Raw genomic sequence first — 16,853 nt, 5'->3', positions numbered from 1 at the left:
GTTATTTTCTTTCCTGGTTTCTAAAATCACTCTTTTTCTACAATACCCGTTATTTGCGATGAACCGATGTTGTGTTGCGTTTTTTACTTCTCTTTTAGTTCAATTGACGGCTTCTCGAACGAAATCATTTCATTCAATAATTCACTTCTATTTGCTCCTAAATCTTTTAAAAATGGAGTTATATTTTCAGCGTATGCTCGTTCTGTATAAGCTGTCACAGTTACATATTCTTTGTTTTCAATTTTAATTGCCCGATAATGATATATATTAAATTCAACAATTGTCATTTTACCTTCTTTACTTTCGCTTAATATAAAGTCAACAATAGCCTCTTTTCCATCAGGGCTTTCTATCAATTGATATTGTACTACAGGATCATTTTTCTTGCGCTCAATTAATTCCTTTATTTTAATATCAACTGCTTCATTTATTTGAAGATCTGTATCGAAAAGATGAATAGTCAGCATTTCTTTAAAATCCTCTGGTACTTCACTAGCTAAAAAGTATTCTTGTATATAGTAATTCTCGTTTGGTTTGTCAGACCATTTAAGTTCATAGCTTTTACTATTAAATTCCAAGGGGTCCTCAATTGAAAAGTATTCAGGAACTTGATTATTTGTAAAAAGTATCAGAAAAGGTAGAAATGAAAGTATTTGTTTTATCATATTATTTTAATTAAAAATGCAATACAACGGTCTCCTTTACTTCGCTTATTAATAAATATACCTTTGAGATGAAGAAGGAGGAGAACTAAAACGGTCTCGAGATTACAGATCCAATAGCCGTAAGAGTCCTCCATTCTTCATACGGGCAGCAAGAACCATTTGGAATACCAGGTCTTATTATGGACCCGTTAAAGGAGTTAGTTAATGCGCCCTTCAAATAATAATTTTTTAAAAATATGAAAAATTACCAAGAAGTAATCGGAATTGATGTTTCAAAAAACAAGTTAGATGCCTATGCTTACAATCGTAGTTCCCATCGGGAGTTCAGTAATGATGTGAAGGGTTATAAAGCCTTGTTGCAATGGGCTAACGGTAAGGAACAAAAAGTGTTTTTCTGTTTTGAGAATACCGGTCATTATTCCTTGAAGTTAGCGTTGTATTTATCTTCAAAGAAGCAGGTATATGTACAGGAAAATCCTGTAGTAATCAAACGTTCTTCCGGAGTGATCAGAGAGAAGAATGACGTGGTAGATGCCATGATGATCGCCAGGTATGGCTGGCTTCACCGTGAGGAACTTTCACCGAGTGAGCTGAAAGATAATGAACTATTAGAAGTAGGCAGGTTGCTGGCTTTGCGTGATCAGCTGGTTCGTAGTCGTACGGGATTGAAGAATACCCTTTCAGAGCTGAAAAAGTTGCTCAGCAGCAGTTCTACAGATACCTGTTGTAAAACGCTTGTAAGCTCTATTACTCACCTGACTTCTCAAATAAATAAAATAGAGAAGCAACTAAAATCACTGATAAAGACTTCTGAGGCATTATCGCAAAATTATAAGTTGATCACTTCTTTAAAAGGTGTTGGTTTAGTTGTAGGCGCCCAGTTGCTTTATCACACCAATAATTTTGAACGCTTTAATAGCTGGCGCCAATTCTCCAGTTATTGTGGGACGGCTCCCTTTGGTCATAGTTCGGGAAGCAGTATTCACAAAAAGCGAAAATGCCACCCGATGGGAGATCGGCAAATGAAGAGCCTGCTTAGCATGGCGGCCTGTACAGCCATTCAATATGACAGTGAATTACGGCAATATTATAAGAAAAAGCGGGAGGAAGGTAAGTTAAAGATGATTGCGCTAAACAATGTCCGCAATAAACTGTTATCCAGAGTGTTTGCAGTGGTGAAGAGAGGAACGCCTTATGTGGAATTACAAAGATTTGCAGCCTGAAAAAATTAGCACAAAAGGCTTGGATTTAACCTTGGAATACGGTTATCGCCAGTTGGCCGAGTAAGGGACGCGGATTTGTCGGCTTAGTACTGATTTGTTTGTCAAGTTAATTATTTTCTTACTAAAGCTGCCGTCTATTGGCGATTAACCGTTGTTGTTGCGCGTTTTATTCCTCGTAAATCAATTCTATAGTTGTCCGTTTTTCACTCTTAATTTTCTCATTTGGTAGGTTAACAATAGATGTTCTAATTGTATTAATCTTATGAGGAACACCAGGATTAAAATAATATTGATATTCACTGGAATCAAATGTGTTAACTTTGGCTTCATTAGATATTGACTCTAGTTTATCCTGAGGAGCTCCCATCGCTTTTAAATATTGGACTGTAATATTTTTTACCATTTCTGGATTGAGTGAAATTTCTTCTTGAAATTCTATATAACCATTTTCTAAATCAACATAATTAAACGTCATTACTGCATCCGCCATAATTGGTTTACCACCAAGTAAATTTGGGTATTCTTGTTCATACTCTAAAGGTTCTGATATATCGTATTCGTAACCTAAAGGAGAATGGAAAAATTGGATTTCCGATACAAGTAATGATTCTATTCCTTCCGTAGAAGTGTATATATCCTTTATTGGTTTAATAGCATTTTGTAATCTAATAGAATCTTTTGGATTTTCTAATGTATATTTTTTTTCTATTTGATCAATCACAGTCTTAGCTAATATTTCAATTCCTTTTGAGTTTTCAATTCGGTTGAAAATCCCTAATTTATCGGTTGAGTATATAACAGAATTGAGATTATATTTTTGAAATATTGAATCTAAAGAACCATCTTTATTATAGTTCTCTCTTAAATTGGTTATCAAATCATTAACAGAACTATTTTTGACTGTCCATTGTATTTGATAGCTACTCTCTGTAGAATCTATTACCTTAAAATTGACTACTTGGTTTAATGAATCTATTTTCGTTAGCTTGCCATTTCTCCAATCTTTTTTAACCTTTGTAATTTGGAAATCATAACTGTCGCCAATCGACCAATAAGCAACAAATGAAACATTAGAAGTGTCAATCTGTGATACACAAATGATTGGGTAAAATAGAATTGCAAAAATTATTATTGTGTTTTTCATATAAAATGCGCTACAACGGTTTCGAATAATCGTCAGTTGTGGTTGTACGTATTCGGATTTGTCGGCTTAGGTTTTTGTTAGTTGGATTCTAAAAATACTATTTTATTTCAAATGGCCACAATTGCGAATATTCGTTGTTATATGCTGTTGCGATACGTCCGAGTAAGAACGGGAGATTTGCCGCTGTCAGGAATATCAAAAATTTGAATCTTTAATCATCTTCTTAACTGAAATCATTGCGCACGAGTGAGCGTCCGTCGTTGTTTTAGCGATCCGTTTGAAACTCCAGTTTGCCGCACTTTAAAATTTTTCCAGTTTCAATTGAAAATTCTTTAGTGTAAATATTCAATCAAATGTCAGCGTTCTTTCCCCTGAAATTTCTATTGAACGATAAATGTAAAACTTCATTTATGATCTGAATTTTGTAAGTTATCGATTTACTAAAAATTCTTACTTCGGATTTGTCAGATGAAGGCTTACATGCACATACTTGTCGGATTAGAAGAATTATTGTTCTTAGTAGCTAAAATTGTGCGGAGCAATAGCATATAACGGTCTCGGTTATCGCCAGTTGGCGGAATAGGGGACGCGGATTTGTCGGCTTAGTATTGGTTTGTTGGTCAAGTTAATTATTTTCTTTTTAACGCTGCCGCTTATTGGCGATTAACCGTTGTTATACACTGGTGCGACACGCTTAAGAAATAAGCGAAAATTTGTCATTTAAAGAAACAAATTCAGATCGTCAATTTTCGTCTTTAGATATATTGTCTATTCATAAAAACTCAACCATTCAAGTGTAGGTTTGAACTTGAGTTGAAAATTATTTTTCTCATTTTGGTCAAGTGAATTGTAGTATTTTTTAAACGTAGATTCCGTTAATGCCCCTTTTCCATTTATCCAAAATGTTTTATCAGGACTGATATTGGGATATTTTTCCCAGGGTGGTTTTATCAATTCTGTGTACTTTTCAATCCATTCAAATGGTAAAGAACCCACATCAAGATCCTTAGATTTTGAATTTATTTTGATACTAAATCGAGGTTTTGAGAATAGTCTTAATTTGATTTGGAATCGTTCATTTATGTCAGCTATAATATCCTCTAGATTCAATTCATTTATACTTATTAGAATATTTATTAAACAATCACTTTTTGATTTATAATTAGAAAGATTCACATGGAATATCACTTCATTATTTTCATAAAGCATCCATTCTCCATAAGTGGAATCCGGGAGAGTTATTTCCTCAACTTCACCAAAAATAGTCCGATATATTTTTACTCTATAATGCATTTTCACTCGGTTCTGATAATCTATAGTCTATTTCAAATTGAGTAACTATACTTTTTTGATTTCTAAATTTAAATATTAAAAAATTAAGTTCTTAGTGAATTTTACAGTGGCGGAGCACTTGTGTATAACGGTCTCGTATATTCGTCAGTTGCGGTAGTGAAGATACGGATTTGTCCGATTTATTATTTTAGTTCCTGGTTTCTATTAGACTTTCTTTTAACTCAATAACCGCAATTGCGAATATGCGTTGTTGTGTGCTGGCTTATTTCTCAATTACTGTATCCGAGTGCATACTAGCAATATCTTCGTAATAATTACTAGTCTTAAACAAAGAGTTTTTTCTATATGGCCAAATTCTGATACTCTTCTTGTCTCTACTTTCTGGAATATTATAGTTTTTTTCTTTACAATCCCGATAATGAGAAATTTTTATTCCCATGTTTTTAAGTTGAAGTGTTACGATATAAGAATCTCTTGTGGATTCATAAGGATCTAAATCTTCGTATTTTGTATTAATACAAACTTCCATTTGGAAATTCGACTGTTCCCATTTAAGCTTGTCTTCTGTGTTAATTATACCTATATCAACTTTTGTATTTCTTGGCGGAGTTCTATGCTTATAGAGATGTTCAAAATGATCAATAGGAATGATTTGTCTATAATTAGTTCCAGCATTAATCATCATTGCAGTTTTTAAACCCCAAATTGAAATAGTCTGACGATCAATTTTATTGAGTTGATGTAAATAATTATAATCTGATTCTATTTGAAGGAAAATTTTCTTGAACTCAACTTCTAAATTTGACATCCATCCATTATTGCAGTCTTCACAAATACTTCCAAAAACTAATGATTCTCCTGTTTGAGTTCTATCACTTATAACGCTAACAGTAGAAAAGGAAATGTGAGTTCCTCTATGATAAGATTTTGTATCTCCAGTTAAATGTTTTTGTAGCCATTTTGGCCATATGTGCTCTTTTGATCTCTTGCTGATTTTTGTACAGAAAATACATTTCTTTTTAGCCATATTTTCAATTAAGCTTGCACACAACGGTCACGGTTATCGCAAGTTGCGGGAGTATGGACGCGGACTTGTCGGATTAACTATTTTCATTCCTGGTTTCTAAAATTATAATTTTTCCACAATACCCGTTATTTGCGATGAACCGATGTTGTGAGCTGTTTGTTACACTAATATTTATTCATATCAATTTCATCGAAATCTTGTATTTCAGATAACTTTATCAAGTTTTCAATTTTAATTTTCTCCCAAGTTTCTTTGAAAACTTCCTCTTTATCTTGGGAATTCATATTTTCATTTTCTAAAACTTGTTTTTTCTTTGTTAGAAAATTAATACTTGTTTTGTAATTCACAATCGGTCCACGATTTTCACTTGATTCATAACCAATCAATTTAAAGTCTGATTTATCGTATCTAAAAACATACTCCCAATTACCATATCGGCCATGTCCGTAATGAATTTTTAAAATGTTGTTATGAAGATCAATTGAAAGTTCTGGAGGATAATAAACGCCGCCATCTTCATTTTCAGAGGAGAAGCAATCTAAATTCTTTAGAATTGATTCATAACCATTTTCAGTGCCTAATAGCACAATTATTCCTCTTCTATTACGGTCAACTACATCTCCAAATCTATTTTCAATTATATTTCCCTCTTTTGAATTCTTTATAATCAAAATACAATCCTCTAATCCATCCTCATTAACATCTGCACTATACTCTTTAAACAATAAATATCCATTAAGAATAAATCCAGTTGTTGATTCGGTCCGAGCATTTCCAATGCTGTTATAGAAAAGAAAACTTAGTAAAATTAAAAAATTGAAATTTTGGTTCATTTTTGTTATTCGTATTTTCACAAATTGCTCACAACGGTCTCGGTTATCGCCAGTTGGCGGAGTAAGGGACGCGGATTTGTCGGCTTAGTATTAGTTTGTTTGTCAAGTTAATTATTTTCTTACTAACGGTGCCGCTTATTGGCGATGAACCGATGTTAGAGGCTGTAATTTTTGTCGTAATTATCAGGTAAAGGCCAATCATAAATCTTGTTCATTACCCATAATGGTTGTAAACCTAAAGAATCTCTTCTTTTGTCAACGTTTTTCGGATCTTTCAAAGGAAACATATCATAGTTATGAGGGTACATTCCATAAAGCTGATATTTCTCATTGATAACATTTTCAAACTCTTCATATTGAACCCAGAAGCTTTTTCTGATTTTTCCTTTTTCAATTTCCTTATTTATGAAAGGCTTGAAATAATTCCAAACCCAATTTTGTTCCTTATAGGTTCCTCTTTGGTGCCATAGCAATAATTGTCCTTTATCTTGCCACCCATATTTTTTAGTGATTTCTATTAGACGAACAATGTTAGTTGAATCAGTTTTAACCATTTTTTCTGTAGAACTACCATCCGTGCGAACTTTTTGATCAGCATCTAGTAAACTATCAAGTTCTTTAAAAATTTCTGGGTGTTCTAAATTGGCATAAAATGTTTGAGTGTGTTTGGAAAAATTCTCATCTAATTCATTAAATATCGTTTTGTTTTTAAAAGGAACAAATTCTTTAAAATTGTTGAAATAATCTTGGTTTACATATGTATTTTCTAAAGCTGACCTGAGTATATTTTTGGCTTTTTTATCTTGGTTTAAATGAAAAGCAGCTGCGGAAGCATAGAAATATGATTTTTCATCTTCTTTAGGTAAAATATCTATGGCTTGTTCTAAATGATCTAAAGCACTTTTATATTCTTGATCTTTATATTCAATCAGTCCTTTATATAGTAAATCATCATATTCTACAAATCCTTTTTTTTGAGTTGAACAACTAATTATAAGGAACGCAATAAAAAAATATGTAATTCTCATCTGTGTAAAATTATTGCCTCTAACGGTCTCGGTTATCGCCAGTTGGCGGAGTAAGTGACGCGGAGTTGTCGGCTTAATATTGGTAAGTTGGTCAAGTTAATTATTTTCTTTCTAACGGTGCCGCTTATTGGCGATTAACCGTTGTTGTTGCAAGTTAAACCTTACACACTCTATAATTTTAGTTCCAAAATCTTTAGCATTAGGATTACTTGGAAAACTACCAATTACTTTGAGCTCTATGTTATTGCTTTTTGGAAATTGAACTATTATTCTATCTAATAATTAAGTACATCTGCAGAATAGAAATTTCCGAATGCTTTTAAGCTATCCTCTGGAACATCATAATTTACCAAATTTGGATCATCACTTGTAATTACTAATTCAAATCTCTCATTTTCAAATTGTCCGATTGAACTTATTCCACGTTGTGAAGCATTTCTAACTGTTATTCCTTTTGGAATTTTCAACATTGTAGAATCGGATGTGAATATACCTATTTCAATATCTTTTTCTAATCTTCCAATATCATAAGAAGGAGAATTTAAATAGCTGATTATAAAAACTATATTCATTAATATTGATATTCTAAAGATCCATTTTTTCATACGGAAATTTTAATGGTTTAATTTGCTACAACGGTTACGGTTATCGCAAGTTACGGGAGTACGGACGCGGACTTGTCGGATTAACTCGTTTGTTTCTTGATTTCTAAAATTACACTTTTTCGACAATACCCGTTATTTGCGATTAACCGATGTTGGCAACTGTATTTATTGTTCTTCATATTCTTTGATGTTCTTACTTAAACGGTTATACTTTTTAAGAAAATCAAATGAAATTATTATTATAAATAGTAGAAAAGGGATTTTTAAATATTTCCAATATTCAAAATCATCTATAATTGCGTGTATTATACTAGCAATCATTATGATTACAACTGAGGCAACAATGAACCAATTCTTTTTGTAATGATTGATTTCATTAATTGTAGTTTTCAGTTGAATATTTAAAGTTTCATTATCAGAAAATTTTTTTTCTTCCTTTTTTAGTGTTTTTAAATGTTTTAAAAGTTTTGATTCATAGAAATATCTTGGTCCATGTAGCAAATAAGTTATAGAAAAAATTATGACTACTGCTGAATTATTCCATTCTAGTTTATCGCTTAAAACATTAAATGGTAAAAGAGATTTTATAATGATAATAATTACCAATAAAATGAAAGCAGCAGTAAAAAATTTAAGTATTTCGACATATCTTAATCGATTATCGATTGATTTTTTTCTTTCTCCAAGGAATGATTTGAAAGATTCAATTATTGCAATTCTATTTTGCATTTCTCTTAAATTGAATTTTTCCTGTTATTGACCATATTAATCCTGCACCACATAAAATTCCGGCTAGTAAATGATAATTTTTATGGTCAAAATAATTCATTATTAATATACCAAGAGTTAGTAATAGTATACCTAAAATTCGTGTTTTGTTCATAATTGTGTCTGTATAAATATTGTTGCCAACGGTTTCGAATAATCGTCAGTTGTGGTTGAAGGTATTCGGATTTGTCGGCTTAGATTTTTGTTTCCTGGTTTCTAAAAATACTATTTTATTTGAAATGGCCACAATTGCGAATATTCGTTGTTATACACTGGTGCGACAGAGCCGAGTAAGAACCTGAGATATGCCACTGTCGGGAATACTCTCACATTGATGAAAAATCTCGCTCGTTTTGTTACAATTATAGCGTCCGAGTAAGTGTCCGTTTCTTGGTACTAAGCTTATTTTTGATGAAGTTCTTAGTAGCTAATTTGTTTTTGAGTAGCTACTAAAGGCTTCTTTACTATAAAAAGGCATTCTGAACGATTTGTCTGAATTTCCAATAAAACCAGAATTTTGAAAGTTACCGATAAACAAAAGATTCTTAGTTCAACATTATCAATTGAAGGTTTTAATAGTCAAATTTTTCATATTGGATTTTTAATGTTTTTAGTAGCTAAAATCGTTGTTATACACTGATGTGAAACGTGCGAGTAAGAACCAAAGTTATGCTGAAGTTGCACAAAAAAACTTCAAAATTTAAATTTTCACCTAAATAGATAACAATCTCATTTTTTTAGTTATTTCTATTTTAGTGAACCTTATTATTTTCTTTTAAAGTAAAGTATAATTCTCCACCAAATTAATAAGTTTAGTAATTGACTTAGACTAACAAATATTAGTTCAGAAGTCCAAGACTCAAATCCTCCATATCTTAATCCCCAACTCAAAAGCTGTCCTGGAATGACTAATAGACATAATATTAAATATAGTATGTTATCGTAAATACCTTCAAATGAAAATGGGTCAGAAGGTGAAATTGTGTAAAGCATTATGGTACTTAATCCGACGTAGATACAAGAATAGATAAGTGCAATCCTAGAGTCTTTCTTTAAATTCAAAATAACAGTTTTAATTATTTATTAGGACAGTTTACGCTACTTAAAAGTCTACCTTTCTTTAATCTTGCAGAATCTTTTTTAATATTAAGTCGTATAATTGATATTCAATAGGACATTTCTTTACTTTATTTATTTCGTATTTCATTTTTTATGGCGGAGCACTTGTGTATAACGGTTACGGTTATCGCAAGTTACGGGATTAGTGACGCGGACTTGTCGGCTTAACCATTTTCTTTCCTGGTTTCTAAAATTACACTTTTTCGACTAAACCCGTTATTTGCGATGAACCGATGTTATCTCTCGTTTTGTTGCACATTAATGTTTTTATTTAATAATTCAGCTTTTATATTTCGATTATAATTGGTTGGTAAAATAAGCACTTTTCTTCCTGACGACCACGCCTCAATATTAAGAACACCATAAGTCGGATTAAATAGAAACGGTCCGTTCCAATCCGTAGGTGGATCCACAGCGTAGTATAAATCAAATGCGATATTTGATATTTCCTTATTTATATATCTTTTAGATTCAATAATTTCATGTTTTTGACCTACAATGTAAATCGACTTATCATATTTAGCATATTGAGTAAATCCATAATTATCAAGCGTGTCATTTGTACCAATTAATTGGAATGTAATTGTCGAATCACGCTCCGTCTTTTTTAATATCATTTTAACTTTGCGTTTGAGAACATAATTTTGCAAATTCAAAGTGTCAAGTCCGTATGAGTATAAAATTCTATCATATCTTGATTCAGAATGGCTTAGTTTATTGTCTTCAAAAAATTTATCATCCGATTTTGTTTGAACTATTAGCACTCCAAAAAGTGTAAATCCAACGAAGCCCACTATTAAAATAGCAAGTAATATTAATAATATGTCAAAAGTTTTCTTCAAAATGAGAGATAACGGTTTCGGTTATCGCCAGTTGGCGGAGTAGGGGACGCGGATTTGTCGGCTTAGTATTGGTTTGTTGGTCAAGTTAATTAATTTCTTACTAAAGGTGCCGCTTATTGGCGATTAACCGTTGTTGCACACAGTTATGTTAGTTCAACAGCCACAATAATTTTCGATAGTATAATTATTTTCATTCTCTTTAATCTCATAATAACATCCGGCTTCTCCACCCTCTGGACCATAAATGGTTTGGTCGGAATTCCAAACATTTGGTATATCAGTTAATTCAGCTTTGTAAATTTTTTCAATCCAATTAGTTATTGATGATTTTTGAATTTTCGGAAGTTGAATTGTGTTTGTTATACCTCCAGCTTCTTGGCAGGATTTTGTTGAATATTTTATAACATTTTCAAATTCTTGTTCAAAAGCGCAAATACTGTAATCTAGGTAATCATATTTTTGAACACTTTCCCTTTCTGAGGTAGGTTTATAATTATTTGTCAGATATATATAAATTGGATCTAGTTCTTCACCAGAAGATTTTATTTCTTTTCTTATTTGTGCAGCATTTACATTTTTCAATTCAAAATCTTGTGCGATTAGAAAAGTCGGAAATATTAATATTAGGAGTAAAAAATCTTTCATCATAATTGTGTGCAACGGTTACGGTTATGGACAAGTAGCGGGATTTAGAACGCGGATTTGTCGGCTTAACCTTTTGTCTCTTGGTTTTCTAGATTACACTTTTTCGGCAAAACCCGCTATTTGCTATAACCGATGTTGTAAACTGGAACAACACCGTACTTTTAGTTATGAAAATCTATTTCTAATAGTTTAAATTTTGTTCTAATATTTCAGAAATCAATTTCTTGTATTCTTGAACATTTTTATCAAAATTCCTTTTTAGATGAAACCCTAATAAAACTCCTATTAGTAATAAAATTCCAGCAATTAAGTATGTATAAAAATTGTTACTGTATTCTAGAATTATCGCAGCTAAAAAACCTAAACCTAAAATTATGTGCCCGTACATTAATAATTTTGATAAAGGATGTTGAGAAAATGAAACTTCTACATCTGTTTCATTACCAGAACTAGTTTTAGAAATTTTTCCATTTACAATAATGTTATTTTGAGTGTTTATCTCAAATGGAAGTAGAAGCCTTTTTCTTAGTTTAAAGTTGATCAGATTATGTTTATTATTCTTCATATCAAAGGCAAATCTCTTTGCATTCTCGAGCGATGATTTTAACTGCTTGCTAATCTCTAAAGGACTATTTTTAACTTGAAAACTCCAGTCTTTCATATTCTAAATTTAAAATAGGTCTTGGCGACTTTTAAGTTGGTTGTTTGTTAATTTCAATTTAAAGCAATCTACGATTTAGTTTTTAAATTTTTCTTTTTACTCAAAATTTTGAAGTTGTTCTTGTTTACAACGGTCCCGGTTATCGCCAGTTGGCGGAGTAAGGAACGCGGATTTGTCGGCTTAGTGTTTTGTTGTTGGTCAAGTTAATTATTTTCTTACTAACGGTGCCGCTTATTGGCGATTAACCGTTGTTGCCTATCGTTGCGACATTTATACTTTTGTTAATTTACTATCATTAAAATTATTTTAGGAACTCCATTGTTTAATGCATGAATAACAATAGCAGTCATTATTCCTGAACTTAATCTGACATACGAATAAACTATACCGCTTAAAATTCTAGGTAATAGAATTATAGGGGAAAATATCAATAAATCTGTAGTTATCTCGTAATTTTTTAAGTGATAAAGACTAAATATCATTAATAAAGAATAGAATATTACTAGTTTATTTTTCGACCAAAATGTCGAGATCAATTTTATCAATTTATCCTGGATTATATAATATAGCAATACACCTATTGTAAAGCTTATAACTAAAGAGTATAAATAATCAAGTTGCAAGAATATCCTTAAAGAAATCAAGCTTAAACTAATTGATGCAATTATTAAATTCCTTTTAGAGAATTTTATTGGTAGTCTAAAAGCTAGTTCCTCTACGATTGGTGCATATATCGAAGAAAGTAGAAGTATTTCTAAATCCGATAAATTTTTAAATCTTGATCTATTTAAATTTGTTGGAATTTTATAGATCTCAAATTGATCCAAAATATATATTAGTCCGAACGAAATAATTTTGAATATCAATAAAATCAGAAATATTTTTAGAATAAATATCAAGGTTTGTTTCCAGCTTCTTTTTTGAGCTCCAACGAAACCACATTTTGCAAGTTTCCAAATGTCATTTAATTCTAGCAATTTTTTCTTTCAGGTTAATTTAGTTCAATTATTAATGACAAATTATTTTAAAAAATTATAACTAAATCATGTTGGAGCTATGATTGGCAACGGTCTCGGTTATCGCCAGTTGGCGGAGTAAGGGACGCGGATTTGTCGGCTTAGTATTGATTTGTTGATCAAGATAATTATTTTCTTACTAACGGTGCCGCTTATTGGCGATTAACCGTTGTTACAAAACGTTTTATTGTTCCAAACAATCTTCTGGAACAATTATCGATTTTTTAATTTTATAACAATTCTTTAATATGAACTTATATTCAATATTGTTCTGGTAATCATAGAAAATTTTTTCACTAAATATTCCATTTGGAATTTTCTTATTTATTTCCCATTCCTCAAAAGCTGTAGAATGTGTTAATATTGGTAGATGAAAAGCTGTAGAATCTTTTATAATATAAGTATTTGATCCAACTGGAAATGATTTTTTTCTTTTTCGCTTTCCAATATATTTAAGTTTGTATTGTCTTAGCGATTTATTATTTAAAATAGTATCCGGTAATAATTCAAATTCATATTCCTTGGTTCTAAATTTAAAGTCATTTCTATAGCTTAGGTTATAATCACAAGTAAGGTTAATTCCTTCTGCCATAAAAAAATCTTCTTTTGACACTTTAGTTTCAGCCCAAACTTTGTCTTGATCTACGAACTCTAAATCAAAGTACAAAGTGTCCATACTTTCAATTTTCGCGAAGTAAGAATTATCTTTTGAATTAGTGAGATATAATACTTCTTTATTACTAAGAGAATCTTTAATAGAATTGAATTCATATTCAATTAGAAAATCAAAAGAATATCTCTTTTGTGAGAAACAGGTAGATGTTATTAAAAGAAATAGGAATATAATATATCTCATAAAATGTTTTGTAACTGTCCCGGTTATCGCCAGTTGGCGGAGTAAGGGACGCGGATTTGTCGGCTTAGTATTGGTTTGTTGGTCAAGTTAATTATTTTCTTACTAACGGTGCCGCTTATTGGCGATTAACCGTTGTTAGGCACAGTTACAAATCTAGATGATCTTTTATTTCCTCTTCAGACAATTGTTTGTGACCAGTTTCTTGCCAGTCTAGATCTTTCTTTGGATTTATATTTTTACAAACATATTTTCCATTAGTTATAAGTGATTTTAAACCGTTTTTATATAAGGTAAGAGTGCTCGTAATCTTTGGATTAATTAATCGATCAACTGTTTCAGGTGGAACAACTATATTAATTCCAAAATAATCGGTTTGTACACTTGGGTACACAATACCTTGAACATCTGGGTGTAACATTACAATATTTGTATAAGCCGCACTAATTTTATAATCTTCATGATTTGTTACTTTTTTTGAAAACTCTTCGCTTATAAATTTTAAAAAATCTAAATGAAAATCTATCTCTTTTTGTTCTAATCCGTGTTCTTCTAACATTTTTATCTGTCTTTCATAAGATTTTTTTACGGCTTCATTATTGGCTAAAGCATACTTAGAAAATACTATTTCTACTGCGAGAAATTCATTCGATGTTTCCCACCTACTAACTGTAAATAAGTCTCCAGAATGTGAATTTAATTTAGGATTTCTGAATAATGTTGAAGTTTCTGCAATTGCTGTAAGCCTTGGTTTGTCTATTAAATAACTTTCTAATGCTCCGTAAAACATAACCTGATGTGGACAATTGGCTCGCCCAAATGATGTCAGAATTTTATCAATAACATCTTGATCTTTAATATAACCGAGATCATTTATGTGTTTAAAAAGCTGAGTGCCATCGTTTTGTCTAACTCTATCAATAAAAGCGGCCTTATGAATTTTTGCTAATGGTATTGGAATTGCTTTTATTCCACTTTTTAATAATTCATAGATTTCTTCATAAGTGTGATTTGACAAATCTTTAGAATACTCCCTTAATTTCTCAAACGCTTCGTATTTATCCATTCTGTTTTGTAATTGTGCCTAACGGTCTCGGTTATCGCCAGTTGGCGGAGTAGGGGACGCGGATTTGTCGGCTTAGTATTGGTTTATTGGTCAAGTTAATTATTTTCTTTCTAACGCTGCCGTTTATTGGCGATTAACCGTTGTTGTAAACAGTTTTAATTCTTATAACTTTCTGTAGAAGTAGCGTTTTCTACTAATGTTTTAAAATGTTCCATTAGTGGCAGTATGTTATCAAACACTATTTTATAATCTTCATAGGATACTTCGCGATAAGTACCGTGAGCAATATCATTTCTTGGATCTACCAATTTTTTGTCCAAGAAATTTTCTTTAGAACTAAAAAAATCGTCTTCAAAACCTAAGGATAACAGAATATCCTTAAGAACATAAAACCTCAAATTTGACTTAGTATCAATGACATCTTTATCAAAAATTTTACAAGGCTTGTCACTTTCTTCAATCACTTTTTCAATAAGTTCTATACACTCTTCAATGGACTTTTGCTTATTTAAACTTCTCATATAATTTAGAGCTGTAAAGTTTGTTTTTAAGTCTTTTAAGGGTATTTTTTTTGTCGATATATAACTTATGAAGATTGATGCTGCATTTTTAATAAATCCTTCCCAATGGGCATAACCCAATGCAATACCACCTCTAACCAAAGGTGTAATCTGGAGCGCGTTTTTATTTCTTTCGACAATAAATTTATAGTCAACAAGCTCTTTCTTACGCCACGAAATCTCAGCATCTAACTTATTTTGAAGTTCTGCTACAGTCCTAACTTTCATTACCAAATATTTCTCTTCCTACAGAAATTGTTTTGGGTAGTCTACCCGAAGCGCTATAACCTTTCCATGATATATTCTCATCACTAATTTTTTGCCAGCATTCTTTTATCTTACCTTCTATTCGTTCACTTCTTTCTTCCCAATAATCTAAATTATTCCCAATATTTATCGCGATCATTTCAAAAGCTGAAACTATAAATCCACCATAGAAAGAATCTTTTTCAATACTATATTTTTTAAAAGCGTCTGAACCCATTGAATCATCAATAAGGTTGAATGTCCTTCTAAAATTGTCAGTTACAGCATCCCAGTGTAAATTATCATTCTCGAAAAATTTCACTATTTCATCATCTAAAAATGTACTCAAGTCGCTTATAGAACTAAGTTCATCAGGTTCAAATCCTTTTAATACTAAGTAGCGTGTTGTTAATTCCTTATCATATTGTTCATCTAAGTTTTTATCTGAAATATTTATAGAATTAAGGAAGCTTTCTTCTTCTGATAATGATTTTAGTTTTTCAAAATTATCCTCCTCACTCATAATTAGTAAACAATTTCTAACTTCCTGAGGTGTTAAGGAACTACCACCTGTGTTGAGTCTCTGAAATAGTTCATATTTACTACTAGAGTCACTTTCCTTTTGAATTATCACAAAATTTAATCTACTTCTTTTAAAATATCTTTGTTGGACATCTGTAAACTCATCACCATTATCGCTACTCCAAACCTTGTTTTCAAGAGATGGTAATAAATTAGTTTTTTCAAGTTTCAATGGCGCTACCAATTCGTTATTCTCATTTTTTAAAATACCTAGAAATTCAAAAATTGTAGATAGTCTTTGTAATCCATCAACCACATCCCAAATTCCATCTGGACGTTGTGCCACGAATATTGACGGAATTGGGATATTTAATAGTATGGATTCAATTAACTTAGTTTTTTGTTGGTCTGACCATCTATAAAATCTTTGAAACTCAGGATGGATATCTAAATCTCCTTGTTCATACATACTAATTATTTCTCCTAAAGACATACTCAAATTTTCAGTATGTATTTCTTTTGATTTTAGTTCTATTTCATCTTGTAGAGCCATATTTCTATTTTAAAATTGTTTACAACGGTCTCCTTTACTTCGCTTATTAATAAATATACCTTTGAGATGAAGAAGGAGGAGAACTAAAACGGTCTCGAGATTACAGATCCAATAGCCGTAAGAGTCCTCCATTCTTCATACGGGCAGCAAGAACCATTTGGAATACCAGGTCTTATTATGGACC

17 protein-coding genes are annotated in these 16,853 nt (G+C 31.3%); 1 reads left to right on the top strand and 16 read right to left on the bottom strand.

The window, feature by feature from the left end:
• Positions 1–83: 83 nt before the first annotated feature.
• Positions 84–665, bottom strand: a complete 582-nt coding sequence (locus JM79_RS10520; RefSeq protein ID WP_141878109.1) for a hypothetical protein — start codon at positions 663–665, stop codon at positions 84–86.
• A gap of 236 nt (positions 666–901) precedes the next feature.
• Between JM79_RS10520 and JM79_RS10515 the strand changes: the two genes are divergently transcribed.
• The gene (locus tag JM79_RS10515) at positions 902–1,888 is read left to right on the top strand and encodes an IS110 family transposase (RefSeq protein ID WP_141878058.1); all 987 of its coding nucleotides are present in this window, start codon (positions 902–904) and stop codon (positions 1,886–1,888) included.
• A 166-nt stretch (positions 1,889–2,054) separates the two neighbouring features.
• On the opposite strand, the gene JM79_RS10510 is transcribed toward JM79_RS10515, so the two are convergent.
• From JM79_RS10510 to JM79_RS10440, 15 genes are all read right to left on the bottom strand, one after another.
• Entirely contained in the window at positions 2,055–3,032 is a 978-nt protein-coding gene (locus JM79_RS10510) for a hypothetical protein (RefSeq protein ID WP_141878108.1), read from the bottom strand.
• A gap of 768 nt (positions 3,033–3,800) precedes the next feature.
• On the bottom strand, positions 3,801–4,325 hold the full coding sequence (locus JM79_RS10505) for a hypothetical protein (RefSeq protein WP_141878107.1): 525 nt from the start codon (positions 4,323–4,325) through the stop codon (positions 3,801–3,803).
• Between the two features lie 262 nt (positions 4,326–4,587).
• Positions 4,588–5,352 carry a hypothetical protein gene (locus JM79_RS10500; protein ID WP_141878106.1) on the bottom strand — a complete coding sequence of 255 codons (765 nt, stop codon included), beginning with the start codon at positions 5,350–5,352 and terminating at the stop codon, positions 4,588–4,590.
• A 164-nt stretch (positions 5,353–5,516) separates the two neighbouring features.
• A complete protein-coding gene (locus tag JM79_RS10495) occupies positions 5,517–6,185 on the bottom strand; it encodes a hypothetical protein (RefSeq protein ID WP_260443418.1) in 669 nt (222 codons plus the stop codon).
• A gap of 155 nt (positions 6,186–6,340) precedes the next feature.
• On the bottom strand, positions 6,341–7,213 hold the full coding sequence (locus JM79_RS10490; protein ID WP_141878105.1) for a hypothetical protein: 873 nt from the start codon (positions 7,211–7,213) through the stop codon (positions 6,341–6,343).
• A gap of 275 nt (positions 7,214–7,488) precedes the next feature.
• Positions 7,489–7,818 (bottom strand): hypothetical protein, encoded by a 330-nt coding sequence (locus JM79_RS10485; protein ID WP_141878104.1) that lies wholly within the window; start codon positions 7,816–7,818, stop codon positions 7,489–7,491.
• Between the two features lie 165 nt (positions 7,819–7,983).
• A complete protein-coding gene (locus tag JM79_RS10480) occupies positions 7,984–8,547 on the bottom strand; it encodes a hypothetical protein (protein ID WP_141878103.1) in 564 nt (187 codons plus the stop codon).
• A 1,394-nt stretch (positions 8,548–9,941) separates the two neighbouring features.
• Positions 9,942–10,547 carry a hypothetical protein gene (locus JM79_RS10475; RefSeq protein WP_141878102.1) on the bottom strand — a complete coding sequence of 202 codons (606 nt, stop codon included), beginning with the start codon at positions 10,545–10,547 and terminating at the stop codon, positions 9,942–9,944.
• A 153-nt stretch (positions 10,548–10,700) separates the two neighbouring features.
• Positions 10,701–11,195: a hypothetical protein gene (locus tag JM79_RS10470; RefSeq protein WP_141878101.1), complete on the bottom strand. Its 495-nt coding sequence runs from the start codon at positions 11,193–11,195 to the stop codon at positions 10,701–10,703.
• Between the two features lie 178 nt (positions 11,196–11,373).
• A complete protein-coding gene (locus JM79_RS10465; protein WP_141878100.1) occupies positions 11,374–11,853 on the bottom strand; it encodes a DUF423 domain-containing protein in 480 nt (159 codons plus the stop codon).
• Between the two features lie 281 nt (positions 11,854–12,134).
• Entirely contained in the window at positions 12,135–12,830 is a 696-nt protein-coding gene (locus JM79_RS10460) for a CPBP family glutamic-type intramembrane protease (protein ID WP_141878099.1), read from the bottom strand.
• 223 nt (positions 12,831–13,053) lie between these two features.
• Complete coding sequence (locus JM79_RS10455) at positions 13,054–13,545, bottom strand: hypothetical protein (protein WP_141878098.1); 492 nt, start codon at positions 13,543–13,545, stop codon at positions 13,054–13,056.
• Positions 13,546–13,870: 325 nt separating this feature from the next.
• Positions 13,871–14,788 carry a hypothetical protein gene (locus tag JM79_RS10450; RefSeq protein WP_141878097.1) on the bottom strand — a complete coding sequence of 306 codons (918 nt, stop codon included), beginning with the start codon at positions 14,786–14,788 and terminating at the stop codon, positions 13,871–13,873.
• Between the two features lie 155 nt (positions 14,789–14,943).
• Positions 14,944–15,576, bottom strand: a complete 633-nt coding sequence (locus tag JM79_RS10445; RefSeq protein ID WP_141878096.1) for an MAE_28990/MAE_18760 family HEPN-like nuclease — start codon at positions 15,574–15,576, stop codon at positions 14,944–14,946.
• On the bottom strand, positions 15,566–16,669 hold the full coding sequence (locus tag JM79_RS10440) for a DUF262 domain-containing protein (protein WP_141878095.1): 1,104 nt from the start codon (positions 16,667–16,669) through the stop codon (positions 15,566–15,568). Before JM79_RS10440 ends, JM79_RS10445 begins: the two co-directional genes overlap by 11 nt.
• Positions 16,670–16,853 lie beyond the last annotated feature (184 nt).

The sequence above is a fragment of the Gramella sp. Hel_I_59 genome, assembly GCF_006714895.1.
In the GTDB taxonomy this organism is placed as follows: domain Bacteria; phylum Bacteroidota; class Bacteroidia; order Flavobacteriales; family Flavobacteriaceae; genus Christiangramia.
The sequence above is the reverse complement of the archived record's forward strand: the minus strand, read 5'-3'. Positions and strand labels throughout refer to the sequence as shown.

Excerpts from the sequence above, each read along its gene's own strand:
- JM79_RS10450 (WP_141878097.1), bottom strand. The coding sequence starts at position 14,788 with ATGGATAAATACGAAGCGTTTGAGAAATTAAGGGAGTATTCTAAAGAT.
- JM79_RS10445 (WP_141878096.1), bottom strand. The coding sequence starts at position 15,576 with ATGAAAGTTAGGACTGTAGCAGAACTTCAAAATAAGTTAGATGCTGAG.
- JM79_RS10500 (WP_141878106.1), bottom strand. The coding sequence starts at position 5,352 with ATGGCTAAAAAGAAATGTATTTTCTGTACAAAAATCAGCAAGAGATCA.
- JM79_RS10515 (WP_141878058.1), top strand. The coding sequence starts at position 902 with ATGAAAAATTACCAAGAAGTAATCGGAATTGATGTTTCAAAAAACAAG.
- JM79_RS10440 (WP_141878095.1), bottom strand. The coding sequence starts at position 16,669 with ATGGCTCTACAAGATGAAATAGAACTAAAATCAAAAGAAATACATACT.
- JM79_RS10510 (WP_141878108.1), bottom strand. The coding sequence starts at position 3,032 with ATGAAAAACACAATAATAATTTTTGCAATTCTATTTTACCCAATCATT.
- JM79_RS10455 (WP_141878098.1), bottom strand. The coding sequence starts at position 13,545 with ATGGACACTTTGTACTTTGATTTAGAGTTCGTAGATCAAGACAAAGTT.
- JM79_RS10520 (WP_141878109.1), bottom strand. The coding sequence starts at position 665 with ATGATAAAACAAATACTTTCATTTCTACCTTTTCTGATACTTTTTACA.
- JM79_RS10485 (WP_141878104.1), bottom strand. The coding sequence starts at position 7,818 with ATGAAAAAATGGATCTTTAGAATATCAATATTAATGAATATAGTTTTT.
- JM79_RS10470 (WP_141878101.1), bottom strand. The coding sequence starts at position 11,195 with ATGATGAAAGATTTTTTACTCCTAATATTAATATTTCCGACTTTTCTA.
- JM79_RS10480 (WP_141878103.1), bottom strand. The coding sequence starts at position 8,547 with ATGCAAAATAGAATTGCAATAATTGAATCTTTCAAATCATTCCTTGGA.
- JM79_RS10505 (WP_141878107.1), bottom strand. The coding sequence starts at position 4,325 with ATGCATTATAGAGTAAAAATATATCGGACTATTTTTGGTGAAGTTGAG.
- JM79_RS10495 (WP_260443418.1), bottom strand. The coding sequence starts at position 6,185 with ATGAACCAAAATTTCAATTTTTTAATTTTACTAAGTTTTCTTTTCTAT.
- JM79_RS10465 (WP_141878100.1), bottom strand. The coding sequence starts at position 11,853 with ATGAAAGACTGGAGTTTTCAAGTTAAAAATAGTCCTTTAGAGATTAGC.
- JM79_RS10490 (WP_141878105.1), bottom strand. The coding sequence starts at position 7,213 with ATGAGAATTACATATTTTTTTATTGCGTTCCTTATAATTAGTTGTTCA.